The sequence below is a fragment of the Actinokineospora auranticolor genome (genome assembly GCF_041897805.1).
Taxonomy (GTDB): domain Bacteria; phylum Actinomycetota; class Actinomycetes; order Mycobacteriales; family Pseudonocardiaceae; genus Actinokineospora; species Actinokineospora auranticolor.
The window spans coordinates 3,743,768-3,768,636 of sequence record NZ_CP154825.1; the positions used below are offsets into that span (position 1 = coordinate 3,743,768).

30 protein-coding genes and 1 pseudogene are annotated in these 24,869 nt (G+C 69.5%); 20 read left to right on the forward strand and 11 right to left on the reverse strand.

The window, feature by feature from the left end; all coding sequences use genetic code 11:
• The first annotated feature begins 15 nt into the window (after window positions 1-15).
• Window positions 16-888 (forward strand): alpha/beta fold hydrolase, encoded by an 873-nt coding sequence (locus V5P93_RS16735; RefSeq protein ID WP_104476656.1) that lies wholly within the window; start codon window positions 16-18, stop codon window positions 886-888.
• A 60-nt stretch (window positions 889-948) separates the two neighbouring features.
• Here V5P93_RS16735 and V5P93_RS16740 read toward each other — a convergent pair whose 3' ends face one another.
• Window positions 949-1,494 carry a hypothetical protein gene (locus tag V5P93_RS16740; RefSeq protein WP_181043292.1) on the reverse strand — a complete coding sequence of 182 codons (546 nt, stop codon included), beginning with the start codon at window positions 1,492-1,494 and terminating at the stop codon, window positions 949-951.
• A gap of 134 nt (window positions 1,495-1,628) precedes the next feature.
• Entirely contained in the window at window positions 1,629-2,093 is a 465-nt protein-coding gene (locus V5P93_RS16745; RefSeq protein ID WP_104476662.1) for a nuclear transport factor 2 family protein, read from the reverse strand.
• 101 nt (window positions 2,094-2,194) lie between these two features.
• On the opposite strand from V5P93_RS16745, the gene V5P93_RS16750 reads away from it, so the two are divergent.
• From V5P93_RS16750 to V5P93_RS16765, 4 genes are all read left to right on the forward strand, one after another.
• Complete coding sequence (locus tag V5P93_RS16750) at window positions 2,195-2,995, forward strand: TetR/AcrR family transcriptional regulator (RefSeq protein WP_104476664.1); 801 nt, start codon at window positions 2,195-2,197, stop codon at window positions 2,993-2,995.
• A gap of 126 nt (window positions 2,996-3,121) precedes the next feature.
• The gene (locus V5P93_RS16755) at window positions 3,122-3,469 is read left to right on the forward strand and encodes a DUF3253 domain-containing protein (RefSeq protein WP_181043293.1); all 348 of its coding nucleotides are present in this window, start codon (window positions 3,122-3,124) and stop codon (window positions 3,467-3,469) included.
• A gap of 215 nt (window positions 3,470-3,684) precedes the next feature.
• Window positions 3,685-3,996, forward strand: a complete 312-nt coding sequence (locus V5P93_RS16760) for a beta/gamma crystallin domain-containing protein (protein ID WP_104476666.1) — start codon at window positions 3,685-3,687, stop codon at window positions 3,994-3,996.
• A 25-nt stretch (window positions 3,997-4,021) separates the two neighbouring features.
• Complete coding sequence (locus V5P93_RS16765) at window positions 4,022-4,849, forward strand: hypothetical protein (protein WP_146107909.1); 828 nt, start codon at window positions 4,022-4,024, stop codon at window positions 4,847-4,849.
• Window positions 4,850-5,082: 233 nt separating this feature from the next.
• Here V5P93_RS16765 and V5P93_RS16770 read toward each other — a convergent pair whose 3' ends face one another.
• Complete coding sequence (locus V5P93_RS16770; protein ID WP_104476669.1) at window positions 5,083-5,595, reverse strand: flavodoxin domain-containing protein; 513 nt, start codon at window positions 5,593-5,595, stop codon at window positions 5,083-5,085.
• Window positions 5,596-5,786: 191 nt separating this feature from the next.
• Here V5P93_RS16770 and V5P93_RS16775 point away from each other — a divergent pair, with 191 nt between their 5' ends.
• From V5P93_RS16775 to V5P93_RS16785, 3 genes are all read left to right on the forward strand, one after another.
• A complete protein-coding gene (locus V5P93_RS16775; protein WP_181043294.1) occupies window positions 5,787-6,188 on the forward strand; it encodes a universal stress protein in 402 nt (133 codons plus the stop codon).
• Window positions 6,185-6,322, forward strand: a complete 138-nt coding sequence (locus V5P93_RS16780; RefSeq protein ID WP_219823889.1) for a hypothetical protein — start codon at window positions 6,185-6,187, stop codon at window positions 6,320-6,322. The genes V5P93_RS16775 and V5P93_RS16780 overlap by 4 nt, the downstream gene beginning before the upstream one ends.
• Before the next feature lie 88 nt (window positions 6,323-6,410).
• Window positions 6,411-6,683 (forward strand): hypothetical protein, encoded by a 273-nt coding sequence (locus tag V5P93_RS16785; RefSeq protein WP_146107910.1) that lies wholly within the window; start codon window positions 6,411-6,413, stop codon window positions 6,681-6,683.
• 15 nt (window positions 6,684-6,698) lie between these two features.
• Here V5P93_RS16785 and V5P93_RS16790 read toward each other — a convergent pair whose 3' ends face one another.
• From V5P93_RS16790 to V5P93_RS16800, 3 genes are all read right to left on the reverse strand, one after another.
• On the reverse strand, window positions 6,699-7,706 hold the full coding sequence (locus V5P93_RS16790; protein ID WP_104483688.1) for a nitroreductase family protein: 1,008 nt from the start codon (window positions 7,704-7,706) through the stop codon (window positions 6,699-6,701).
• A gap of 101 nt (window positions 7,707-7,807) precedes the next feature.
• Window positions 7,808-8,065 (reverse strand): hypothetical protein, encoded by a 258-nt coding sequence (locus tag V5P93_RS16795; protein WP_146108056.1) that lies wholly within the window; start codon window positions 8,063-8,065, stop codon window positions 7,808-7,810.
• Between the two features lie 144 nt (window positions 8,066-8,209).
• Window positions 8,210-8,347 (reverse strand): hypothetical protein, encoded by a 138-nt coding sequence (locus V5P93_RS16800; RefSeq protein WP_181043543.1) that lies wholly within the window; start codon window positions 8,345-8,347, stop codon window positions 8,210-8,212.
• 209 nt (window positions 8,348-8,556) lie between these two features.
• On the opposite strand from V5P93_RS16800, the gene V5P93_RS16805 reads away from it, so the two are divergent.
• The 5 genes from V5P93_RS16805 (at window position 8,557) to V5P93_RS16825 (ending at window position 13,786) form a co-directional block, all read left to right on the forward strand.
• Window positions 8,557-9,555, forward strand: a complete 999-nt coding sequence (locus tag V5P93_RS16805; RefSeq protein ID WP_146108057.1) for a nitroreductase — start codon at window positions 8,557-8,559, stop codon at window positions 9,553-9,555.
• 52 nt (window positions 9,556-9,607) lie between these two features.
• Entirely contained in the window at window positions 9,608-10,486 is an 879-nt protein-coding gene (locus V5P93_RS16810; RefSeq protein ID WP_104479786.1) for a universal stress protein, read from the forward strand.
• A gap of 532 nt (window positions 10,487-11,018) precedes the next feature.
• The gene (locus V5P93_RS16815; protein WP_104479787.1) at window positions 11,019-11,339 is read left to right on the forward strand and encodes a hypothetical protein; all 321 of its coding nucleotides are present in this window, start codon (window positions 11,019-11,021) and stop codon (window positions 11,337-11,339) included.
• Between the two features lie 66 nt (window positions 11,340-11,405).
• The gene (locus tag V5P93_RS16820; protein ID WP_181043544.1) at window positions 11,406-12,536 is read left to right on the forward strand and encodes a PLP-dependent cysteine synthase family protein; all 1,131 of its coding nucleotides are present in this window, start codon (window positions 11,406-11,408) and stop codon (window positions 12,534-12,536) included.
• Window positions 12,533-13,786 carry an MFS transporter gene (locus V5P93_RS16825; protein WP_181043545.1) on the forward strand — a complete coding sequence of 418 codons (1,254 nt, stop codon included), beginning with the start codon at window positions 12,533-12,535 and terminating at the stop codon, window positions 13,784-13,786. Before V5P93_RS16820 ends, V5P93_RS16825 begins: the two co-directional genes overlap by 4 nt.
• Before the next feature lie 56 nt (window positions 13,787-13,842).
• Here V5P93_RS16825 and V5P93_RS16830 read toward each other — a convergent pair whose 3' ends face one another.
• Together V5P93_RS16830 and V5P93_RS16835 are read right to left on the reverse strand one after the other, a co-directional pair.
• Window positions 13,843-15,441, reverse strand: coding sequence for a hypothetical protein (locus V5P93_RS16830; RefSeq protein WP_146108058.1), 1,599 nt, complete (start codon window positions 15,439-15,441; stop codon window positions 13,843-13,845).
• A gap of 57 nt (window positions 15,442-15,498) precedes the next feature.
• A complete protein-coding gene (locus V5P93_RS16835) occupies window positions 15,499-15,879 on the reverse strand; it encodes a hypothetical protein (RefSeq protein WP_104479790.1) in 381 nt (126 codons plus the stop codon).
• 907 nt (window positions 15,880-16,786) lie between these two features.
• Between V5P93_RS16835 and V5P93_RS16840 the strand changes: the two genes are divergently transcribed.
• Both V5P93_RS16840 and V5P93_RS16845 read left to right on the forward strand, forming a co-directional pair.
• Window positions 16,787-17,245 (forward strand): hypothetical protein, encoded by a 459-nt coding sequence (locus V5P93_RS16840; RefSeq protein WP_146108059.1) that lies wholly within the window; start codon window positions 16,787-16,789, stop codon window positions 17,243-17,245.
• Window positions 17,246-17,248: 3 nt separating this feature from the next.
• Entirely contained in the window at window positions 17,249-17,581 is a 333-nt protein-coding gene (locus V5P93_RS16845) for a transcriptional regulator (protein WP_104479792.1), read from the forward strand.
• Window positions 17,582-17,642: 61 nt separating this feature from the next.
• Here the strand turns inward: V5P93_RS16845 and V5P93_RS16850 are convergent, their stop codons facing one another.
• The 3 genes from V5P93_RS16850 to V5P93_RS16860 all read right to left on the reverse strand — a co-directional run bounded on the left by V5P93_RS16850 (window position 17,643) and on the right by V5P93_RS16860 (window position 21,141).
• Window positions 17,643-18,395 carry a hypothetical protein gene (locus V5P93_RS16850; protein ID WP_104479793.1) on the reverse strand — a complete coding sequence of 251 codons (753 nt, stop codon included), beginning with the start codon at window positions 18,393-18,395 and terminating at the stop codon, window positions 17,643-17,645.
• Between the two features lie 66 nt (window positions 18,396-18,461).
• A complete protein-coding gene (locus V5P93_RS16855; protein WP_104479794.1) occupies window positions 18,462-19,199 on the reverse strand; it encodes a hypothetical protein in 738 nt (245 codons plus the stop codon).
• A 1,483-nt stretch (window positions 19,200-20,682) separates the two neighbouring features.
• Window positions 20,683-21,141, reverse strand: coding sequence for a hypothetical protein (locus V5P93_RS16860; protein WP_104479795.1), 459 nt, complete (start codon window positions 21,139-21,141; stop codon window positions 20,683-20,685).
• A 213-nt stretch (window positions 21,142-21,354) separates the two neighbouring features.
• Here V5P93_RS16860 and V5P93_RS16865 point away from each other — a divergent pair.
• The 5 genes and pseudogenes from V5P93_RS16865 to V5P93_RS16885 all read left to right on the forward strand — a co-directional run.
• Window positions 21,355-21,528: pseudogene (locus V5P93_RS16865) on the forward strand (helix-turn-helix domain-containing protein); the annotation flags it as partial.
• A gap of 43 nt (window positions 21,529-21,571) precedes the next feature.
• A complete protein-coding gene (locus tag V5P93_RS16870) occupies window positions 21,572-22,393 on the forward strand; it encodes a WXG100 family type VII secretion target (RefSeq protein ID WP_245931347.1) in 822 nt (273 codons plus the stop codon).
• Between the two features lie 14 nt (window positions 22,394-22,407).
• Window positions 22,408-23,304, forward strand: a complete 897-nt coding sequence (locus V5P93_RS16875) for a hypothetical protein (RefSeq protein WP_146108060.1) — start codon at window positions 22,408-22,410, stop codon at window positions 23,302-23,304.
• 15 nt (window positions 23,305-23,319) lie between these two features.
• Window positions 23,320-23,808, forward strand: a complete 489-nt coding sequence (locus V5P93_RS16880; RefSeq protein ID WP_104479797.1) for a hypothetical protein — start codon at window positions 23,320-23,322, stop codon at window positions 23,806-23,808.
• A 14-nt stretch (window positions 23,809-23,822) separates the two neighbouring features.
• The gene (locus tag V5P93_RS16885) at window positions 23,823-24,638 is read left to right on the forward strand and encodes a hypothetical protein (RefSeq protein WP_146108061.1); all 816 of its coding nucleotides are present in this window, start codon (window positions 23,823-23,825) and stop codon (window positions 24,636-24,638) included.
• The last annotated feature ends 231 nt before the right edge of the window (window positions 24,639-24,869 follow it).

Here is a 24,869-nt window from a genome sequence, read left to right on the forward strand (position 1 = left end):
GGAAGTGTCTTCGCCATGCCCGAAGAGACCGGGGAATACGCCCCCGCCAACGGAATCCGACTGTGGTACCGCGACGAGGGCAACCCGGACGGTGAACCGCTGGTGCTGATCATGGGGCTGAACTCACAGCTTATCCTGTGGCCGGAGGAGTTCGTCGCCGCCCTGGGCGAGCGCGGCTTCCGGGTCATCAGGTTCGACAACCGCGACTGCGGTCTGTCGGACAAGATCGAGCCCGCCGCGGGCGCCGAGTCCACCCTGGCCGCCCCGGCCTACTACCTCACCGACCTGGCCGCCGACACCGTCGGTCTGCTGGACCACCTGGGCATCGACTCCGCCCACGTCGTCGGCGCGTCCATGGGCGGCATGATCGCGCAGCTCATCGCGATCCACCACGCCGACCGCGTCCGGAGCCTGTGCTCCATCATGAGCACCACCGGCAACCGCCTGGTCGGCGGCCCGAGCGCCGAAGCGGCCCTGGCCCTCCTCGAACCCACGCCCCCGGAGCGCGAGAAGGCGATCGACCACATCGCCAACGTCTACCGCATCATCGGCTCAAGGACCCACGCCGACGCGGAACAGCCCCGCAGGCGCCAACTCGCCGAAGCCTCCTACGACCGCGCGTTCTACCCGGCGGGCGCCCGCCGCCAGTTCACCGCGATCTCGGTCGCCGTCGACCGCACCCCGGGCCTCCGCGAACTCACCATCCCCACCCACGTGATCCACGGTGCGGAGGACAGCCTCATCAACGTCACCGGCGGCCGCGCCACCCACGACGCGGTCCCGAACTCGACCTACCTGGAACTCCCCGACATGGGCCACGACCTCCCGGAACCCCTGTGGCCCCAGGTGATCGACGCCATCGCCACGAACGCGACCGCCGCGTCCTGACGCCCGTCGACCGGGGAGTGCGCCGGAACACCGGCCTGCGCACTCCCCGCTCGCACCCGATCACCCCTCCAACACCCGCCACGGCTTGGGAATCCACACCCAACGACTACCGGTGTGGACGAGCCCGTCATAGGCCATGCCGCTGTCGGCACCGGGCTTGACGTACTTCCACCGGTACAACGTCACCCCGGGCTTGAGGTACTGCGCGATCTTGGCGTATCCACCGGGAAACTGCCCCGCATCCCCAGAATTCGCCTTGAGGTCCTCACTCGTCGCCGACCACAACTTCACCTCGGTCTGCTCCGGCTTGGCCAACGCGCCGACCTCAGGACTCGACGCACTGTAGAAAGCCTGCGCCTTGGCCGCGAAGTCGGCCTCGAACAAACCCCGAAAGTCATCACCGGTAGGCGCGAGCCCCTTGACCAGCACACCCGGATCGGCACTGGTACGCAACTCCTCCACCACCTTCTCCGCCCCTTCCTGCCCCGCCGGGTACGAGGCGGCAGTGGAAGCCTGCACGGGCGCCTTGGGCGGGCTGTCCGAGTTCGACGAACAGGCGCCGACCAACGACAACGCGACAACAGCACAAGCGGCGGCGATCCGCATAGGTGGACTTCCTCCTCGGTGGCGGCCCACACAGGGCGCATCGACAACGCACAGCACCCTAATGGGTGGAGTCGGCCGCCCGAGGGCAATCGAGCGATTCCCAGGCGCCTCTTGCCCCGCACCGCGGTCGTCGATCAGCCCAACCGCAGCGACTCGGCGAACTGCGGCAGCACACCCGCGACCTGAGCCCCGCGCAGGGTGTTCACGTAGTCCTGATACCGCACGACCTTGCCATCGCGCACCCGCACAACGCCGACGGACGACGGCAGGGCGAACGCCTCACCGGTGGCCCGAACCCTGCCCTCGATGGCGAACTGAACTGTCGCCTCGTGCGGGTCCGCGCCCTGGTGCACCTCCACCGTGACCCGCGTGAACTCCAGCAGGCCCCGCACCGGGTTCGCCTGCCCCAAGTGCTCGCTGATCGCGGCGTACCCCTCCCACCGCGACGGCCTACCACCCAGCACAAACGGCGTCTCGTAAACAGCGTCCTCAGCGAAGTGCGAGAGGAAGGCCTGGTCGTCCCCGGTCTCCATGGCCTGGCGCAAGCTCTCGATGACTTCGTGGGTCCCTGCGGCCGCCAGGTTGCTCGCCTCGGTCACAACACGCTCCTCGGTGGTTAGACTGAACTGAATGGAGAACCGGCTCCGTTTACCACCATACGGAGAGCCTTCTCCGCACAGCAACCCTCGGCGGTGACCAGATGAACAACGCACCCGACGATGACACCCACCCGCGCCGCGCCGACGCCCGCCGCAACCGCGCCCGAATCCTGGAAGCCGCGACACACCTCCTGGCCGAACACGGCGTGTCGGTCTCCTTCGACGAGATCGCCCGCCAGGCGGAGGTAGGCGTCGGGACCGTGTACCGACACTTCCCGACCAGGGAACACCTGTTCAACACGGTCGTCACCTGGGGGATGCGCCACCTGACCGACCAGGCACGAGACCTCCTGACCTCCCCGAACCCGGCCGACGCCTTCTTCCACTTCTACTACCTGATGATCGAACAGACCCTGCTCAACAAGGCACTCTGCGAGGCGTTCGAGAACCAGGGCGGCGAGCGGCTCACCCCACTGGCCACCGCCGAGACCGCTTTCGACACCGCCCTGGCAAACCTGCTCGCCCAAGCCCAGACCACCAGCCACATCCGCGACGACCTCGCCACCGACGACGTGCGGCAGCTGGTCGTCGCAGCGGCAACGGCCACCCGCACCACGGAGCCCCGGTCATGGCGGCTGGCCCGGCTCATCGGCCGGTCCCTGCTTCCCGACCCGGCCACCTATCCGGTACCCGAACCCGATGTAACGAAATTCGCTACACAACACAAGTTTCGTTACATACCCGATCCTGAGCCTACCTCCCGTCACGAAACACCCGGCAGACACCACTGCCCGGTATGCGGCACCACGATCCTCGCGAACCGCGTCGGCCGCCCGGCAAAGTACTGCGGTCCCGCCTGCAGACAACGTGCCCACCGAACACGGACCGGAGCAGGCCTCTAGGCGAGCCCATCGTGGTCCCTCTCCCTGGACCCATGGCCGGGTGGTGCCAACAGGCCATGCCGGTATCGACCGATCGAGACCGGCACTGGCCGAGCGGGCAGGGTGGATCGGTGCGATTCTGACGGTATGGCCGATCGGTCGGGGCCACGACGGGAGTTGGCGCGAATCCGGGACGGCGGCGGTGCCGGGGCAGACGCCGCTCGGGTCGCGCTGGGCGACGGCGCGGTGTCCGAGCGGCTGCGAGCCGCCATTCTGGCGCTGGTGTCCGGGCGGGGTGCGGCAAGCAGCACATGCCCGTCCGACGCCGCGCGGGCGGTGGCCGAGGATTGGCGGGACTTGCTCGATGAGGCGCGGGACGTGGCACGGCAACTGGCGCGTTCCGGTGTGGTGCGGGTGACTCAGCGGGAACGGGTGCTTGATCCGGAGGGGGAGTGGCACGGGCCGATCCGGATCCGTATGGTCTGGACGCGCTGAGCTAGCGCGGCAATACCTGGATCTACCGCGCTGCAAGGGAAATCGCCGTACTCGAGTACGTGAGGGCACCGATTCCCCTGATTCAGGGCAACCGCGGCGCTCGGGGATTCCCGGGCCGGGGCGGAGGCGTGAAGATCGAAACAGGCCGGACCGAGGGGGTCCGCCGACCGGGAAGCCTCCGGGCACCGGTTCCTCGTCGAATTGGAGACGATTCCATGCGCAAGTTCGTCACCGCGGGCGTCACCGCCGCGCTGGCCACCGCCGGGTTGTTGGCGGGTACGGGGAGCGCGAGCGCGATCAACCGGGTCACCTGCAACGAGTTCGGCTACACCTGGCTCATCTCGCCCGCCACCACCTGCTGGGCGAACCGCGGCTCGATCGCCGTCACGCTCTACGACGTGAACCAGATCCAGAGCGGCAACAACACCGGCCAGGTGGCGTCGCCCTCGGGCTACGTCAACTTCCCGAGCAAGTTCGCCACCTACTCCTTCTCGTCGCGCCGCGTCGACGCCATCACCATCTACTAGCGGCGGACCCGCGGAGGGGGCTTCGATGCGGATCAGGGGCATTGCCTTGGTGCCGTTGGTGTTGGTGGTCGCCGGGTGCGGCGCGGTCGACGAACCACCGCTCGGCGCGATCGGCACCATCACACGGGAATCGCAGATCTCGCGGCCGATCGATCAGTACCTGCCCAGCGAAGACGACCTCGCCAGGCTGTGGCAGGTCCGTGGCGCGGCCACGGCCACCTGCTACGCCCGGCACGGCGTGCCCGACCGCACCAGCGTGCCGCCGCGACTGCGGGAACGGTTGCGAGAACAGCGAAAGCACGACCTGACCCGCTCGCCCCTCTACGGGTTCTTCGACACCGGGGACGCCCACGACAACGGGTACGGCACATCGCCCGACTCCGGCCACGGCCTGGAGACCCCCGCCCCGTGGGCGCCCCCGGAGGTCGTCAAGGAGTGCGAGGCCGCGGGCAGCGCCGCGGTCGGCAACCTCCACCTGGTCACTGACGAACGCGTCCTCCCCGACGGCGGACCACCACCGGCGACCGCCGACCGCCGTGTCGCCGAAGCGGTGGACGCGTGGGCCGGGTGCATGCGCGCGGCGGGCCACCCGTACGGAAACCCGATCGACCCACTGCTCGACCCGAAGTGGCGGCGCCCGATCTCGACGGGGGACGGGACGCGGCAACCCACCACCGCCGCCGAGATCGACACCGCCACCGCCGACGTGCGGTGCAAGATCGAGGTGAACCTGGTGGGCACCGCCGTGGCCGTCCAGGCCGCCTACGACCAGCGCTACATCGACTCCCACGCCACCCAACTCACCGAGTTCGCCCAACGCGTCCACGGCTACACCCGAGGCCAGGCGAACTGAACCCAGCCCCGGGAGCGGCCACCCGCATGGCCGCTCCCGGGGCTGCGCCGTGCTCGATCAGATCGGTCCCCGACGCGTCGGTCCAGCCGTCCTGGTGGACATTCGCCAGCCCCGCAGCGGTGATCGAGAACGTCGCGGCTGAGCCGCTGCGCGAGTTCGATCACCCTTACGGCCATCGCGTCCGCCTCGACCCACGTGCGCCGTGGGGAGGTGGCCCGCAGCGGTGGTCCGGGTCAGTTCCCGGCCTTCGGCTCCGCCCAATCCCGGACCAGGTCGTCGGCGACGCCGTTGGCCCACGCCCGGATCTCGGTCCAGTCGCGGGCGTCACCCGCCATCCGCTTCGCCATCGCGCGGTCGAGGAAACCGCTGGCCTTGTCCGGGTCGAGCCTTCCGCCGAAGACAGCAGGCGAGTCCGCGCCGATTCGAGCGGCCCGTCGACGTCCTCCGGCCGTCGGCCGCACCTGGTGTGGGCGAGGTCCCAGCCACCCGCTCTCGAACAGCCACACCCGGCGGTCGGCCAGTTCGCGGTGGAACCGGCGGAAGAACCGGCGCGCGGTGGGGCGCCAGCGGCCCGCGTAGATCGCGGTGCCGAGTACGACGGCGTCGTAGCCGTCCAGGGCTCGGGGTTCCAGCACGTCGTGCACCGTGACGTGCAGGCCGCGCCCCACCAGTTCCGCGCCGATCGCCTCGGCGATCTCCTTGGTGGCGCCCATCTTGCTCGCGTGCAGCACCAATACCCGTTTCATGAGACCAATGCTCGCGCGCGAGTGGTCACGCCGGGCAGTGCCGACGTACCCGGCACGTCGCGGACCTACGGCACCGACCGTTCCAAAAGGATGGGGGCGAAAGGCCCGGCATGAACGGGTCCAGCGCCGGTGACCGTTGCGGTGCGCCGGAGACAGGATCGGTGGTGGACGCAACACCCAGGGAGGAAGTCATGGTGGGTGAGCACATCACCGTCGGCGTCGACGGCTCCCCGGCGGGCATGGCCGCGTTGGAGTGGGCCCTGGACGAGGGCATCCGCTGCGGCTACCGGGTGCACGTGGTGACCGTCGCGCGCCGAGGCGAGTCCGAGGACCCGGCACGGGCGAGGGCGGTCGAGACGGCGATCTTCGCGCACCCGGAGGCATCGGTGTGGCGCCGCCTGCTCGTCGGCTCGCCAGGTGCCGAGCTGGTGCGGGTCGCGTCCGACTCGGCGCTGCTGGTGGTCGGGTCCTGCGGGACCGGCGGCGCGCTCGCGACCCTGCTGGGTTCGGTGAGCGCGCATTGCGTGCGCCACGCCCCGTGCCCGGTCGTGGTGGTGCCCGCCACCAAGCCGTCGGTGGAGGCGGTTCGATGAGCGCCGACGAGCGCGGCCGGGCCGTGCGGCTCCTCGCCACCGCCGCGCACGACGCCGACGACCTGCGGCAACTGCTCGACCTGCTCGGACTTGACCCGGCCGAGGGGCTGCCCGACACCCGCCAATCGGCCTGACCCACCCCGGTGCCCACACCGCGCCCGCCGGGTGGCCGCGCCCTGTCCACCCGACTCCTGGCGAGGTGTCCGCCGCGGTGAGGGCGAGGTGACGACCGGCCAGGTCACCTGCATCACCCCGGACGCCGCCGCGAGCTTGGCGCTGGGGTTGATGGCCCACGCCACCTGCCGGTCATCACCGGCGAGCGCCGCGCTGCCCTGGCACGTCCGGGCGAGCGGCGACGACGCCCCGGTGGCCGGGCCGGTGCACCCGCGGCGGGTCCGCCCGCCGATGTGCGGGAGGTCGCGGCGGCGATGGTCGCCGAAGACACCCACAACGACATCGTCACCGCCGGACCTGGTTCGAGCACTCGCCCGCTGAACCGTGCGCCCGGGCTCATCGCTGTTGCGGTGCCATGCCGGGGAGGTAGGCGAACACGTCCGAGAGTGGTCTGCGCGGGGTGGGTGGCAGTGGGTGGGCCGAGGTCGGGGCGTAGCCGATGCGGATGACGAGTTGCGGGTGGCCGGCGCCGTCGAGGAAGCGGTCGCGGATCTCGGCGCGGTAGCGGGGTGTCTCCAGTGGCTGCGACATCGGGCAGGTGGCCAGACCCAGGTCGGTGGCGGTGAGCAGGACGGCGCTGGCTGCCTGGCCGGCGCGCAGTCGTGCCCTGGCGTCGTCGTCGGTTGTGCCGAGGATGAGCAGGACCGAACCGTCGTCCTCGTTGTCGCCGGTGGGCGAGAGTGCCAGGGTGCCCGCGGGGAACGCCCGCATCGGTATGCCGTCGACGTCGGTTGTGCGGACGGGGATCGATCTGGCGGGCACACCCTCCACGGCACTCGACCCGCGGCCTGCCCAGGTGGCCAATTCGGCGGTGTAGCCGGGATCGGCCTCCTGCCCGCGGGCGGCTGCCGTGGCGGCGTGCGCGAACCGGTACCGCTGGACGGTGTCGGCGAGCGGCACGGCCAGCGCCCCGAGCGCGGCTGCCCGTTCGACCAGCAGGTCCAGGTGGGCGGTGGGGACCGGCCATGACGAGTACCGGCGGCGGTCCGTGCGCCGCCTGGTGACCGCCGCGACCAAGGCGATGTCGTCGGTGTCGGGCTCGTGCGGGTGGGTTGTCACGGCGGCGAGGTGTTCGGGTTCGGCGGGGTTGGGCAGCAGGGTGGGTACCGCGCGTAGGCCGAGGGCGGCGAACGCGACTGTGAGGTGGTGTAGTGCGGTGCCGCAGCTGATGAGCAGGTCGCGGCCGTCGGGGTCGGTGTTGGGTGCTCGTCGGGTCCAGTCGGCCATCAGGTGGACCGATCGGTCGCCTGCCAGCCAGTGCCAGGGTTGGGTGTTGTGCACCGACGGCGCGCGGCAGGCGAGGGCGATCGCGTCCCGCACGGTGTCGTGATCGGTCCGCGGCATGACCGGTCCTCCTCTCCTCGGTGGTACGCCTCCACCGTGCCCAATGGCCCTGCCCGGGGACAGAGACCAAAGGACCCCGGTCGCAGGGACCGAAGCCCGGCTCACCCCACGGGCACGATCACCACCAGGCACCCGGCGTCCCGCAGGCAGTCCGCGGCGACTCCCGAGGCGATGTGCGCGGGGGAGTGGTGCGCCCCGATCGCCGGCAGATCCGCGCCCCGAGCGGCCTCGGCCAGCGCCCGGCCGGTGCGGCCCTCGACGCGTTCGACCGACAGCGGCACCCGTCCGTCGTCGCCGAGTCCCGGCAGGTGCGGTGACATGGGAGCGGTCTCCGGTGCGACGACCTCGAGCACGGTCACCGCCGCACCCTTGGCGTGGCAGGTGCCCACCGCGGCGCGGCGGCGGAGCCGCCATAGCCGACCACGAAACGCCGCCCGCTGCCGGACCTATTTCCGGACACGGTTTCCCTCCTCGACATCTACCCTGCTCTGTCCTGAGTGGATTCAATGGCTCGGCGCGCCGACCACCAAGGCGACCCCGTCCGCGAATAGAACGGCACCTGCGGTGAAGAACCCGGCGGCCGGCCAGGGCAGCGCGGGCGCGGTGGCGCAGATCGACACCCGCGCGTCGACCCCGGCCATCACTCCTCCGCTTCCCCGCACTCGGTGTCGGTTCCAGCCCCACCCACCCGACGACCGGCGGGACACCGACGAAAGTCCCTGCCACCCCGTGCCACTCCGCACTGTCCACAGACGAGCAAGGGGACCAACGTCCCGGTCGGTCGGGTCCGCCGTCGGTGCCGGGCGGTCCGCCCGCCGGGCAACCTGGGTTGGTATGGAAAGGAGCCGACATGCCCGCTGACAGCACAGCGACATCGACGGGCGCGGTGGTACGCGCCGCTATCGCGGCCGCGGCGCGCGCGCCGTCGTCGTTCAACGCCCAACCCTGGCACTTCACCGCCCACCCCGCCGGATCCGCCGACCAGCACCGGGTTGACCTCGCGCTCGACCGGTCGCGGGTCCTCGCGGTCACCGACCCGGACGCGCACCAGGCGCGGATCGGCTGCGGTGCCGCCCTCTACACCCTGCGCCTGTCGTTGGCGGTGTCCGGGCACCGCGGTGACGCGGCGTTGCTGCCCGACCCGGCCGACCACGACCTCATCGCCACCGTCCGCCTGGACGGCAAGCACCGCGCCACCCCGCACGAACGCGCGCTCGCCACCGCCGTGTGGCGCAGGCACACCAACCGCAGGCCGTTCCTGGACCGCCCCGTGCCGCCACCCGCGCGCACGGCCCTCGTCCGCGCCGCCGCGGCCGAGGGCGCCCGGCTCCACCTGCTGGAACGCCCCACCGACCTGGGCGCCGTCGCGGACCTCATCCGCCGCGCCGACAACCTGCTGAGCCAGAACCCGGCTCACCTGACCGAAGCCCGCCGCTGGGTCGGCGGCACCGGTCACGGCGACGGCGTACCCGCCACCGCCGCGGGCCGACCCCCGTCGCCGGACACCCTGGTCGTGTTGCGGGACTTAGATTCCCCGGCCACACCGGTGCCCTTCGAGCGCCTGCCGCTGCTGGCCGTCCTGACCACCGTCGGCGACAGCGACGGCGACCAGATCGCGGCGGGCCAAGCGTTGCAGCGGGTTCTGCTGACCGCCTGCGTCGAGGGACTGGCCGTATCCCCGCTGTCCCAACCGATCGAGGTACCCACCACCCGCCGCGCGCTGGGCGAGGTGGTCGGCGCCCCCGCGCACCTCGTGCTGCGCATCGGCTACGGCCACGCGGGCGTCACCACACCCCGCCGGCCGCTGGACGAGATCGCCACCGGCCTGGCAGAGGAGAAGCGAGCGTGAACGCGACCGACGACCTGATCCGCGTCACGTCCGAGCGGACCGGAGGTCCCCGATGACCGCATCACACGACCAGGTCGTCGTCGGCATCGACGGCTCCGACACGTCCCTCACCGCGACCAAGTGGGCAGCGGACGAGGCCCGGCGCCGGGGTACGACCCTGAGCCTCGTGCACGCCTGCGTTCCACCGGCCGTCCGCCACCCCACCACGCTCGCCTCCCAAGCCGACTACATCGACGCGCTCACCGACCACGGTCGTGTCTGGCTGCGCGAGGCCCGCGCGGTGGCCCGCCACGCCGCCCCGGGCCTGCCCGTGCGCCAAGACCTGCGGGTCGGCCAAGCCGCCGCCGTGGTGCTGGAGGCTGCCGAGAGGGCCGCGCTGGTGGTCGTGGGAAGCCGCGGGCTCGGCGGATTCCGCGCGTTGACCGTCGGCTCGGTGTCGACCGCGGTCGCGCACCACGCGTCCTGTCCGGTGGTCGTCATCCGCGAAGGCATCGAACCGAACGCGGATGGACCCGTTGTCGTGGGCGTCGAAGGCTCACCGGCGAGCGACGCCGCGCTCGCCTTCGCCTTCGCCCAGGCGGCGCGCCGCGCGCTGCCGCTGGTGGCCGTGCACACCTGGAGCGACGTCGCCTACCCGGGCCTGTGGACGGCCGTGCCGCTGGGCGTCGACTGGGGCGAGGTCACCGAATCGGAGGCGGCCCTGCTCGACGCGCGGCTGGCCGCGTACCGGGTCGACTACCCCGATGTGCCCGTACGTCCCGTGGTGACCCGCGACCGCCCCGTTCGCGCGCTGCTGACCCATGCCGACAGCGCGAGCCTGCTGGTCGTCGGCAACCGGCGGCGGCACGCGCTCACCGGGCCCGGCACCGGCTCGACCAGCACCGCCCTGCTGCACCTGTGCCCCTGCCCGCTCGCGGTGGTCCGCCCCTGACTCGGGGGCACCGTCGTTCGAGGACTGTGAGGAGTCTGCCGTCGATGATCGGCGACTCGACCTCGTCTCCGACGCCGCCTCACTCAACAACACCATTCGCAAGGATGGGAGAACTGCTTTCCCTTTCGGTAGTTGTTCATGGAAATCACGAATTCGGGGGGATGTCGACATGGCCGGTGGGCGCACGCGCATCGCCGGTGATCGGGGCTTCCCCGTTGCCCGGAGTCGGCGATCTCCGCCGTGCCGCCTGATCCCTCGATCTGGGTGTTCGCAGAGCATTGCCGCCGACATGTGGGCGGTTCTGAAAACTGGGAAGAACCGCCTTGGCGGGGTGTTAATTTCCCCTTTATGGCAGGCGAGCCACTTCTGCGTGCGCTTTTGCCTCACACGTTCGGGGCACCGCCAATCCGCGGGGTAGCGCGGCGGCCTCGGCCGTTCGTACCCTGATGCCACCATGGCCGATCATCACACTTACCAGCCGCGCCGCGGATTCACCCCCGGCACCCGCGCGGCTTTCTTGATGATTGTCGGCATGCTCGCGTTGTACGCGGCGCTGTGCGTCGGCCACCCCCACCCGACCCCGTTCGGCGCGGGACACATGGTGGCGACGGAAGTCCTGTCCGGTCAGCAGGACCCCGGCACCGGTGAGGACGGCTGCGGGAACCTCGTCCACGACCCGGACGCCCTGAACGCCGAATCGACCCACCCCCTCGCCGTCCTCGCGGGCGGCCTGCCCCTCGCGGACACCTCGACCCGCCCCACCGCGAACCGGCGCCGCTCGGCCGACGACCTCGCCCGACCGCCACCGTGGGGGAGAGCCCTGCTGACCAGGGTCTGCGTCGCGCGGACCTGACGGGGACACCGCCCGGCGCCGCCGGGTGCCCTGTCATGTGATGCCGCGACGGTCACTGGAGAACCCATGCGTTTGGCACGCTCGACCACCCTGCCCGAACTGTTCGACGCGGTCGGCGACACCCCTGTCGTCCGCCTCCGCAACCTCACCGCGGCCCACGAGGCCGAGCTCGTCGTGAAGCTGGAGGGCGCGAACCCGGGAGGAAGCCTGAAGGACCGCCCCGCCTCGCACATCATCCGCCACGCCGAGCGCACCGGTGCCCTGCGTCCGGGGGGCACGATCATCGAGTCGTCCTCCGGGAACTTCGGGATCGCGCTGGCCATGTTCGGCGCGTCCCGCGGCTACCGGGTGATCGCCGTGGTGGACCCGAAGCTCACCGCCACCAACCGGGCGCTGCTGCGGGCGTTCGGCGCGGAGATCATCGTCGTGGACGAGCAGGACGACTCGGGTTCCTACCACAAGACCCGCATCTTCCTGGCCAACCAGCTGCACCGGCAGATCGCGGGATCCTTCCGACCCGACCAGTGCTTCAACCCGCTCAACAGCGAGGCGCACCTGCGCAGCACGGCGGCCGAACTGCTCGACCAGGCGGGCCCGGAGCTGGCCGCGGTGGTCTGCACCGTCAGCACCGGCGGCCACCTCGGCGGCATCGCGCGCTCGGTGAAGCAACGCGCACCGCACGTGCGGGTGATCGGCGTCGACGTCGACGGGTCGACGGTGTTCGGCGGACGCCCGCACGCCTACCTGACGCCGGGCGTGGGTCTGAGCTGGACACCGGTGAACCTCGACGACCTCTCCCTGGTGGACGAGGTCTACAAGGTCACCGACGAGGACGCCTACCGCGCCTGCCGCACCCTCGCCCGCACGGAGGGCATCCTCGCCGGGGTCTCGACCGGCGCCGCCCTGACCGTCGCCCTGGCCGCCGCCATGCGCACACCCGCCGGACGCCGCGTCGCCGTCCTCGCCTCCGACCGGGGCGAGCGGTACCTGAACACCGCGTTCGACGACGAGTGGCTGCGCGCCAACACCCTCACCACCGAGTGCACGGCCGCCGGGTTGCGCGCCCGCGCGGGCAGGCTCACCCCGTACTCGACCGACCCGGCCGCGGACTGCGGGAACTACCTACCCCAACTGGCCGAACAACTCGACTCACCGACCGCGCGGCAGCCGCGTGCCAACGCCGAGGTGGGCCGGTGATCACCGTACTGCGCCAGAAGGCGTTCGGCCGCCTGTGGCTCAGCTACACCGCGTCGGCCGTCGCGACCGGCTTGCTGCCCACCGCGCTCATCCTGGCCATTTTGGACAGACACAACGGTTTCACCGCGCTGGGACTGGTCTTGGGCGCCCGGACCCTGGGCTTCCTCATCGGCGCCCTGCCCGCCGGGGTCATCGCCGACCGCTACCCCCGCGCCAAGGCACTGGCCTGCTCCAGCCTGCTCCGCGCGGCGGGCGCCGCCGCGGTCGCGCTCCTGCTCGACCTACCCACGATCGCCCTGTGCGCCGCGGTGTTCCTCGCGGGCGCGGGCGAAGGCGTGTTCCGCAGCGCCTACCAGGCACTCGTCGGAGAACTCGTCGCGGAGGAACACCGCCACGAAGCCAACGCCGCCACGACCCTGAGCCTGCGCGTCTGCCTGGTCGCGGGCCCCACCGCCGCCGTCGCGCTGCACAGCGGCCTCGGCAGGACGACCAGCCTCCTCATCGCCGCCGCGCTCTGGCTCGTCTCCACCGCGCTGGTCGCGCCCCTGGCCCGAGGCGACCGCAAACCCCCCGAAACCAACGAAACCTCCCGCAACGCCCTCGCCGACTTCGGCCACGGCCTCCGCGAGGCACGCAGGCACCGCTGGTTCCTGGCAGGCCTGGCCGCCCTCATCTTCTGGCTGGCACTGGGCGAGGCGGCCAAGTACCTGATGCTCCCCATCATCGCCCGCGACCGCTTCGGCGGCGACTGGCTCATCGGCGCCGCCCTGGGTGCCTACTCCCTCGGCGCCGTCGGCGCGGCGGTGCTGATGAGCCGCTGGCGCCCACGCCGCCCCGGCATCCCCGCCATGATCATGCTGGGCAGCTACGGCCTGGTCCCGCTGTCCCTGGCCTTCGCCCACCACAGCTGGATCATCATCGCCTGCTGCGCCGTCGGCGGGGCGGGCATCGAGATCTTCAACATCCCCTGGTTCACCGCCATCCAACGCGAAGTGCCCCAACACCTCCAAGCCCGGGTCTCCGCCCTCGACTTCCTCGTCTCCTACGGCATGAGCCCACTCGGCCTGGCCCTCCTGCCCGCCATCATCGCCGACGTGGGCGGCACGACCACCCTGACCGTCTGCGGACTGCTGGTCATCGCCGCCGCACTGCTCACCCTGCTGGTACCGGGCATGGCCACCTTCACCGACCCTCACCACCCCAAGGCTCCACATACAACCCCAACACCTCAGGCGGCCGAACAGAAGTAGCCCGGGCTCGGTGGCCGCCACCAGCGGCCGTGTGGCGGCCACCGGCTCGTCGAGGTCTACTTGGCGCACCCCTGGAGGTCCTCCGCCACCCACCGCAAGTAGTCCGGGACGTCCTTGGTCGACGTGCCCTTGGCCAACGACCCCGTCGCCGCGTCATACCGGTAGCCGCCGGCGAAGTCCTTCTGCAGTCCCTCCACCTTCTCCCGGTAGTCGAGCCAGTGCTTCGGGTCCACCATGTGCGTGGGCGCGACGTAGCGGTCGTCCTTGCGGTCGCCGAACTCGCTGGGCGTCTTGAAGACGTGGGGGTACCAGTCGTCCACCAGGTGGTTGAAGTTGCCGACCGGCCCCGAAGGGTGCGTGATGTTGTAGGTCGGCATCCCACGGCCCACCACGAGCCAGTTCGACTTGGCGTACGTGAGCGCCCGGCCGTCGATGCCGCGGAACGGGGTGTCTGGCTGGATGCCGTCCGGCATCAGCACCGCCTCGAACGACCCACCACGACTGTCTTCATCGGACACGAACTTCCGGAACGGCGCCGCACCCGACAAGTACCCCCACCCCAGCGGTTGGTGCTCTTTGGACGCGAAATCCGACATCAGCGTCCACCGCACACCAGCCTCGTCGACGTACGTGTTGTTCCCGAGCAAGGAGTACTTGAAGGACGTCTCGACCGCGCCATCGCCATTCTTGAGCGCGCCCTGGGGGAGCATCGTGTAGAGGTACGTCCGCCCCCGGTCAGGATCGAACTTGTACTCGCAGGTCGCGGGCGTCGGCGGACTCTCGTAGGTGAACGAGTACGTCCCGCCATACGCCCCACACGGCCCGTGCGACGTGCGTGCCGTCGTGGAGAGGCGGTAGGTGCCCGGCTTCTCGTAGGTGTGCGTAGCCATCGGAATAAGCCCAAGCCGACCGGTGATCTCCCAGTCCTGCGTGGTGCCGTCACCGAAGTCGAGGGTGCCAGCGAACCCGCACGCGGACGAGTCCAGACTGCTGGAGTTGAAGCGAACCTCCACCACGGGATCAACGCTCCCACACTCGGCACCACTACCCAGGTACAGAACACACTTCGCCGTATGCAACGGCTTCCGTGCGGGGACACTCGGCGCCGAAGTCGTCGATCGCGTAGGCGCGGACTTCGGCGTCGGAGCCTTCGGTGTCGCCGTGGGCGCCGCGGTGACCAGCGCCTCTGCGACGGCCGTGGCGTAGTCGACAAGGTAGGGCCCCGCCGCGGGCTCGTCGGAGGTCGCCTCGTCCGACTCCGGTGCACCATCACCAACACTGGTGACCAGGGAGAAACCGTCCAACCCCACCACCGCGGCGTCATCGGTGACAAAGCACGCCCGCTCACGAGCACCGACCACCGCCGAACACCGCCGGTCATCCGGCACGTCCACATCGAACGCGCGACCGGTCGCATACGCAGTGAGAGTCACCCCGTCCACCGTCCAAGACTGCCGAGCGGTGATACCGGCACCCGGATCGGACGTACACCCACCATCCACCGGAGCCCCAGCCGCACTCCCGGTCAACCGCGCCACCAGATCACCGGTAACCACATCACACACCGTCGCCACAACCCTCTGCGGCACCACCACCTGCGGATCATCACACGCCGCCACCGACAAAACACCCAACACGACGACGGCGACACGCACCCGCCACCCGCCCACCACCCGCACCATGTCCGGGAAGTCGCCAGGCCGCGCGGCCCGTTACCCTGCTCCACCGCGCTCCGTGTCCGGACAAGCATGCCAGCGGCGGACGACCGCGCCGATCATGGTGTCGGTATGGCGTATCCCAACTCCGCGCGTTGGTGGAATGCCGGGCAGCGCCTCGACCCGCAGGTCGACGCGGTCCACGCGGTCGAGCCGCCGAAGGGCCGCGGCCGAGCTGTCGGCGACGATGACGTGGTAGTCCCCGGTCTCCGCCAGCAGCCTGGCCACGACGCCGCCGATGCGCCAGGGGTCGAACCGGTAGTCGTGCGCGCCTTCGACGGTCAGTACCTGGAGCCCGGGCGGCGGGTACGGCCGCCAGCCGCTGCTCGGGTCGGCGTCGCTGCCTGCGGCGGCCTTGAACAGGAAGACCTGGTCCAACTCAAAGGGTGGTGGGCGGTACTCCGGTCCTCCGTGGCAACGTGTCCAACCGCGCGTACAGCGTGGGCACGGTGCGCTCCGCCGCGCCGTCGCGAGACCTGCGGCCGACTCCGGGCGGCGGGCCGGTTCCTTGCTCCGGGGTCCGGTGTAGAACCGACCAGGCGGGTGTGGCCCCGCGCCTCGCGCGGAACCATCGTGGTGCCTGGGAGGTGCTGTTCGGCGGGGTAGAGATTGCCCCGCACCCGTGGAGTTTGTAGGTGTGGCCCGCTCTTCCGCTGTAGTGGAACTCGCCCGAGGTCTCCGGCGCGGAAGGCGGGGCGTTGCCCGCTGTGCGGCGCGAACTCGTTGGTCAGGACCCCCGTGCCCCACGGGTTCCCCGCCTAGGTAGCCGCGTGCGACAGCTGTGTCGCTGAGAACGAAGATCTCGCCGTCCCACGCCGGTTGTACCGGGCGCAGGCATCGTCGAGGATGTGCGGTTCCACCCCCGCCAGCGGCGCGCCGATGGTGATGGCGGTATTCGCCGCGGCAGCGGGGCTGACGCGGTGCGCGGTCACGTCCGCGGCGACCTCGGTCGAACCGTAGTAGTTCAGCGCCCACCGCCGACGGTGAACAATTCGCCCACGCATCCCACCGCCACGACGAACGGCTGGGCGGGCTCAGCGCCCGTGCGCGCGACCTGATCTTCGCCTGCGCAAGCCGCCTCATCTGCGTTCGGCCGCGGTGGGCAGGTCGGCAGGCCCCGCTCGGGAGGCGGACGGGCAGGCGCGTTCTGAGTCGGATGACGCGCGCGGTAGGTGTCATCCGGCCTCGGGGGTGCGGTCCGTAGCCGCCGCCGGGGTTGCGAGCGGCGGGCACGGAAAGTACTTTCTAGGTGGAAAGTAGTTTCCGCGCCTTCCGGGAGGTCTAGATGAGCGAGGCGGAACGCGCACTGGCTGAGGTGCTTCGGCAACGCCAGGCGATGGCCGATCGAGTGCGTTTGCCCTGGTGGTTCCGGGTGCTGTTCGTGCTGGCCTGGGCCGCGGTGCTGGTCGGGCCCGTGCTGTCCGGCTCGGCCGATCAGCTCGGGGTGCCCCGTTTCCCGTACCTGGTGGTCGGGGTCGTCGTCTGGATCGCGGTGCTGGTCGCCTATCGGCGACAGTCGGGGTTGCGGACGGCAATGCGCGGTCGGACGTATCCGGCGCTGCGGGAACAGGCGCTCGCCACGGTCGCGGTGTTCGGCGGTGGGCCGGTGGTCGTGTGGGGGTTGGCGGCGCTCGGCTTGCCGTACCAGGCGCTCACCTGTGCCGCGCTGGCGGCGGCCCTGGGCGGGGCGCAGGCCTGGCGGGTCAACATCGCGATCCACCGCGACGTCTTGGCGGGGCGGTAACCCATGTCCGAATTGGACCCGGTGATCCACGCGCTGCCGCGGCTCTCGCTGTGCGCGGCGCTGTCGGCGGGGCCGGGGTGGGTCGAGTTCGCGGTCGCCCGCGAGGCCACCGGGCTGAGCGACTCGGCGGTGTCCAAGCACTCGCGGGCGTTGGAGGACAGCGGCTACCTGGAGATCCGCAAAGGCACGGTCGGCAGACGGCCGCGGACCTGGTTGCGTCTGACCCCGCTGGGTGAGCGCCGCTTCCGCGATCATGTCCAAGCCCTCCATCGCATGCTCGACGACCCGGCCCCACTCCCGGCCGGGAACTCCGCTCCGGTGGATCCGCGTGACTAGGCCAGTGCGGGTGGGCTGTGCGCCCACCCGCACCTCCGATCACGTCAAGCCGTGCTCACCGTCATCCCGCTTCGGCGGCGCAGAAGCTGACCACGCCCCCGAGCGAGCCGTACGCGGCGACGATGCACGCCGTGCAGGCGAGGCCCGCGGTGGCGATGCAGACCGCGCCGCAGATCACGGCGATGCCCGCGATGATCCAGCTCGACACGCCCATGCGGCTCATGCAGTCCAGGAACCGGTCGAACCAGGACGACTCCACGCTGTTGAGCGCGCTCTTGCCGGGCGCGGCGCCGACCTCGGTGACCCGGCCGTCGGAGTAGGCGGTCTTGCTCACCTTGAGCGCGCCGTCGGTCCAGCTGAACACGTTGCCGCTGTCGGCCGAGAGCGGCTGGAACTGCGTCTCGGTGTAGTTCTGCCGCGCACCGTTGGCGTTGAACGACACCGACAGCACCGACGGCGCGACCAAACTCGGGTGCGACAGCGGGATCATCACGATCGACGCGCGATCGGACTGGTAGCCCTTGGCCGCGCCGTAGGCGAGGGTCGTGCCCGCGGGCACGTGCAGACCGATGGTCCCCGCGGTCACCTCGGACTCGACGCGACGAGCCAACCCCTGCGCCGCTTCCGCGGTCGAGGTGTCGAACTCCCGGGTCACCCGGGCGTAGCTGTCCTGCACCTTGTTGATCGCCACACCGAGCGGGCTGCTCGCCGGGGCCGATCTGGTGAGGAACACGGACTCGTCCGCGCCGGACGCGGTGGTCACCGTGTCCGCGCTCGCGGTGGTGGAGACCGTCACCGCGGTGACCACCGCCATGGCCACAGACACTATTGAGGTGAACATCTTCGACTTCATTTACTCGCTCCCTTCGGTAGCGTTCGATCAGCCGTTGTCGGCCTTCGCGGCACAGTAGGTGAACTCCCAAGAGAGACCCGCCGCGACGGTCAGCGCGCACGCGACACAGCCCGCGCCTGCGGTAATGATGCAGGCGATCGCACAAACCGCACCAATCGCGTTAATAATCCAACCAGCAACGCCCATGCTGTTCAGGCAGTCCGAAAACCGGCCCCACCAGCTCTGCGCGATGACCTCGCCGGAACCAGTACTGGGGGTGTCGGAGACGGTCCCGTCGTTGTAGGCGTACTTGACGCCGCGCAGCTTCCCGTCGGCCCACACGGTGACCTTTCCGGAATCCGCGGTGAGCGGCGAGAACTGCGATTCCAGGTAGGTCCGCAGCGTGCCGTCGGCCCCGAAGAAGACCAGCACGTTCGACGGCGCGATGATGTCGCTGCCCTCGACCGGGATGCGCACCGAGGTCAGGTTGCCCGCCGCGTAGGCCTGGGCCCGCGTGGTCACGGCGGTCTTGCCCGCACCGAGGTGAAGCTGGACGACGCCACGATTGACCAGGTCAACCGCCTTTTCGACGGGCGCGACGGCCTCCGCGGTCGTCATCCGCTGGATGCCCTTGGCCGTCCCCGGGTCCACCAGCGCGTGGACCTTGGCCCCGGACAGCTGGGTCGCGCCCACGTTGGGACCGGTCACCGCGTGCGCCTCAACCGTGGACGCCGCGATCATGCTCGCCATGGCGATGACAACCGCCATGGCCTTGCGGAAGTTCATCTCGCACTACCTCCAAAATTGTAGACAAGAAGACTTGCAATCAACAACAGAATTCAAACGCCGAATGTTTCAGGGCAGGGTGAAACCCTGGCCGACGCCAATTTTTAGAAACCCCAGCCGTGAAGACTTCCCCAGTTAGCCCCATGGTTCGACAAAGGGAACTCTACAAGACGGCCCGCAGGCCAACATGGGCGAGTGACCTGCGTCACAGTGATATCAACAGTTGTTGGGGCGTCTCCTCAGAAAAATTCACCGCATAATCGCCGGCATATCTGCTGGTCACGCGGAGGTCCTCGAAGGAACATCCTCGGTGGCCGTCGCTGGAATTCACACGATTGCACGCATGGTGTCGATTCAGACGGCCGAGGGAAGCGGCGGACAGCCTCCCGCGACAGCGGTCGCGGGAGTCCGCCCACGTGGACGCGGTCGCCGAACCGGGTGCGGAGGGCGGCCGAGGCCGGTGTGATCGGTGGCGTGGCGAGATGGCCGAGCAGGCTCCCACCAGGTGCGCCGGGGGCCGTCCCCGCCGCAGTCGATCCACCGGTTTTACCGACGCCTGAAAGCTGAACGCGGTGTGACGCCAGGGTTTCGCCCCCTTGACGCCGCGCAGATACCTCTGACGCACCACGGAGTGTGCCCACTGCGGACGCCGTGGAGCCGCAGGCGGGCACCGGCCATAGGGGCGTTCAACTCCGCAGGCGACCTCGTTCCGACCGCTCGGTGGGAAGTTCCTGCCGACCGTCCAGACACCGGCTTCCCCGCCGATGTCGTCCTACGACTCGTCCCGCGCAGCCGATGGCCAACTACGCCTACCAGTTCGACACCGACACCAAACCCACAAGGATCGCTGGTACGGGCAACGTCACGGTGGCTTCCACTCTCGCCGCAGGGGTGCGGACGCCAGCCGTGCGGCCCGTCGACGGCCTCGCACCATCACCTCCGACCGCCTCCGCGTTCACCGTCAACGGCTCGGCGAGCCCTCGTCGATGCCGAGGTGCTGGTTGACTGACGGTCGCGGCGTGCCGCTGACCGCTGCGTACAAGGCCGTCTGCTTCACCTTCACCGCCTGCGGCGGTGGTCACCCCAGCCTCGGCGCCGCGGTCAACTTGTTCAGCCTCGGCCCGGTTCTTGCGGTCGCCGACTCGTGTCGGACAGTACCGCTGCCGATCGCGTCAACCATCGGGACCTGCCAGGTAGCCGTCGACCCGGACACGGGTCGGGCCTGGGCGCCCTGTCCCGCAACATGTCTGGCACGAAGGATACGGCGAACCAGGACCATACCTACAATCTGTCCGCAGCGGGCAGCGCACCGACCGGACCGTGCATGACCCCACCCCCGAGTCGGTCATCGCGTCGCTGTGCTCAGCCGGGGAGTGCGATGACGGGGACCTCCTGGCTCAGTGGCCCACGAGGTAGCCGCCGGAGGCGGGGGCGGAGACGTCGTAGTTGTCGGGCACGAGTTGACCCAGCGAGATGCGGCTGGTCACGTGTGCGGCTCGTGCTTGGTTCGGCGTGAGCGCCTGGAAGTCGAGTCGCGGGCGTCCGTCAGCGCGTTGGGTATATAGCGGCAAAGGGGAAGTACCGGGCGACACCGTCCGATGGAGAGCGCGGACGTGCCCCGCGAAGTCGACTCCGCGGGTAGGGCCCGGTAGAGCGACCCCATCGTCGGCGCACCGACGAAGCCGAGGCCTAGACCGGTCAGCAGCACGCACACGGCGAGTGCGACCAGGCCGCTGCCCGCCTCAACCTGGGCCAGGACCAGCGCCGCCGCGGCGATCGCTGCGCCCCCGGAGGATCCCAGAGCGCGGGTGTCGACCTTGTCGCTGAGCCTGTCAGCGAACCACCCCACGCCCAGTGGCGCCAGCAGCATGTCGAAGTCGCGCACCAGTTGGTAGAACAGGAGAACCAAAAACACGCTCAAGAACTGCACCGCCCCGGTCACCCCACGTTCACCGCAGCGGCGAACGACCTGGAGCGGAAGAGCGCGAGGTCGATCAGCGCGCAGCGCGTGCGCGCTGTAAGCGAGCAGCAACCAGACGCCCAAGGCGAAACGCGACAACGACCGGTGTGGAGCCGACTCCGGCTCCTTCGCTCGTGTGGGAGAGGACGACGGCGAGCGCACCCAGCTTGTCGACCTCATCGGCAGGCTGGCGCCATGACCACCGCGAACCCGCCTGCTCGGCGCCCGCGTGGCCGCATCGACAAGCACCGTGACCTCATCGCTGCCGCCTTCCGGGTCTTCGCCGCGCACGGCTACACGGGTTCGTGCGTGGAGCAGATCGCGGCCGAGGTGGGGACGGCGAAGCCGACTCGGTACGCGCACTTCGGCGACAAGGACGCTGTTCCGCGAGGCCGTCGCGGAGGTCGCGCTGGTGGCCATGGACAAGGGCCTGGCCGTGGTCAGCGACCTGGACCCCGGAGTGGCGGACTTGACCGCTGCACTCACCGACATAGGGCTCAACTGCTACCGCGCCGAGGAACCCTGCGCACTGCGCAGGCGGGTCAACGCCGACCTCGTGCGCACCGTGCTCGGTGGCGGTGCCGAGGTCAACCAATCACTCGGCGACCGCTTCTCCCGACTGATGCTCGCGGCAGGCTTGTCCGCTACGAGGCCGCCGAGCAATTCGTCACCCTGCTCATCGGCTGTTGCGAACGCCATCCGACTCGCGTGTTTCGAGTCACCGGGTTCGGTGGGAGTTTCGGCAATTCCGGTACCTCGTGGTGCCATGTCGGCTACGCTCAAGTCATCACCGACAAGATCGCGGCCGGGTCCACTCGTCGTTGTCGCCTTCGAGGTGAGTGATCCGGCGACGAGGAGGAACGTGGTTCACCAGGGCAAAGAGTTCGGCGTGGATCTGTACGAACTGGAAAAAGTCGCGAAGGTGGATTTTCCGGTCATCGCAGCAGACTACGCCGACGCGATCGGTTCCTGTGAGCGTCTCCGCAGCGACCTGGCTCAGGTCCTGCAACGCCCTGAGCAGTTCGGCGGCGGCACCCTCGGACCGGTCTACCAGGCGTATCTCGAGTTGCACGACACCGTCACGGGTTACCTCAAGGAGACGAAAACCAACCTGGACGACACGGCCGCGGCGCTGGACAGGGCGGCGTCGCGCTACGCGGAGACCGACGAGGTGGCGCGCGATGAGCTGCACCGCCGCGCGCAGAGCGACCCGGAATTGAGCGGCAAGATATGACCTTCGATCAACTCATGGAACACGCCAGAGAGATCAAAGACAAAGCGGTTGAATATTCAATGCAGCAGCTCGCTCAGGAAAAGGGGAGAAGATTCCCGGGGAGCGCCGAGCGTGAGCAGTTCAACCAGCGATACGGGTTCATCGAGCCGATGTTCGAACCGTTCTTCAGGTTGCCCGATCCGGCAGGATACGATCCGCTGATCGCTGATGTGAACGCGGCCATGGCAAGGCTGAACACCGGGTCGGTCAGCAACACCGACCTCAGCGAGGACGTGACGCTGGCGAACCCGCACCTGGACAAGATGACGACCGACGGCGGCTACCTCCTGGGCTGGAACGGGGAGGCCGCGATGGCGTTCAAGGCCAATTTCGTCGACCCGTTCAAGACGATCTCCGGGAACCAGTTCACGGTGCTGTCCACCCTCAAGGGCGTCCTCCAAGCGCACAGGGAGCTGTGGGTCAGGGCGCGCGACGACATCGACAAGATCGCGGAGAACGCCAAGAACGCGCTCGACAACGCCGGCGGCTGTGGCAAGAACCAGTGGAGTTTCGGGTTCTCGGTGGTCTCCGCGGTCGTCTCGATCGGCGGGGTGTTCGTCGCGGCCGCGACCGGGGGTGTCGTGGCGCTGGCGGCGATCGGCGCCGCCGCGTCCGTGGGTGGCGCGAGCGTGGCGGGTCTCACGGCGTCGGGAGACTCGGTCGATACGATCGTCAACTCGATGCGGCAGGCCGTCGACGAGCTCACCAGGTACATCCAGGAGGTCGAGAGCGGGCACATCGCACAGAAGGCACAGGCGCTGGCCGAGGCCGTGCGGGCGAACAAGGACAAGATCGTCGCCGCCCGCCCGAGCTTGGCCGGGATGAGCGACCGCGACCTCACCGGAGGCAGCGGTATGGGCAGGCCGGACTAGGGCGGGAGGAAGACCGTGGCGGATTTGGCCGAGAGGCTGGACGGCATCAGGGTATGCGTCCGGGCACCCGGGGCGGACATCGAAGCCGAGTTGCGCTTGCGGACAGCCATCACGGTGTCGTTCGACGAAGGTGTCTACGAGTTCATCGGCGAACCGACGTTGGAAAGGGCGCTGGCAGGCGCTGCCCGTCTGCTGTGGGTCGGGTGGCAGCGGCAGTACCGCGCGGCGATCGATGGGACAAACCTGACTGTCGACGTCGACGACCTGCACGACTCGCGCTTCTTCTCCGATCGCGCCAAGGTCGAAGCGATCGGCGGGTCGAGTGACGCCCGTATTGCGATAACCGCGATAGGTATGGAGAATTTCTCGGTTCACATCAAACCTGGCACCATACGCGAGATATCCGAAGACCGGTTCACGGCGGGCGTTTCCGAGGCGGCCACTAAGTTGATCCAGGATTTCCAGGCCAAGGTGCACGATCTGAAAACGCGATACTACGGATGATAAAAAGCAAACTGGTGCTGTTGACCGTCGTCACACTGGTGGTCGTCGCGGCCGGAGTGACGGTGGTAGCGTTGTCAACCGGCGCGTCGACGTCATGCGATATCCCTAACTCGGTCCAAGAGCAACCGACGTTGGCGACCACCGCACCGGGCGGCGGTGGAATCGAGGTCGTCGAAAAAGGGATCTCATCCTCAGGCCTGGCGAGCATGGGGGCCATCCTGCGCAACACCAGCAACCACATCGCGTATCGAACCAGGCTGACCCTCAAAGTGGTCGTCTCCGTCAACGGCCTACCGCCAGGCCCCTTCGAGAGCCCCACGACGACCATCGAGATCCCCGTGATCCTACCGGGTCAACAAGTAGGCGTAGGCCGTCCACTGATCCCCGTCACCGCGACGAACAAGGTGATCTCCGCCGACGTCGACCTCCGAACAACCACCTGGCTCCCCAACGGCACCCTCGGCGGATTCACCCCAACCACAGACACCTACGACTCGATCAACCGGGCCAACGCCTCCCCACCCGCCGACGCGGTCCGATACACGGAACGATCAACCAACTGCCGAGCGCTGTCCAGCCGCCGCACCGCCGTAATATTCCGCGCCGCCAACGGCCACATCGTCGGCGGCGACCTCCTCCCCCCTGACGGCAAGGGCAACGCGGCGGGCAGCCCACAACAGCCACCGCCGAGCCCATCCTGCTCACCAGGCGAACGCGGCACCTGGGTCGTCCCACTGCAAGACATTCCACAGAACGCCGACCCAGGCCGCACAGAGCTCTACTCATACTGCGATCTCAATACCCCACCCACAGACATCAATGACGCGTAACCAGGATCCCTGACCAGTCGCGGCCCCCTGCCGTCCACCAGCGGCGCGACGACACCTGGACCTGTCCAGGACCGATGACGCGGGCCAGATCCCTCGTACCCCCCGACACAGGCGATGGAATGCAGGGACGGCGCGCAGCCCTGGCACGGGCTCGGATAGGGCACGGGACGTGAAGCAGCGCCGCTCGCGTGAGGGGTGGCCGATGACAACCACAAGTGCGGGTTGGGCAGG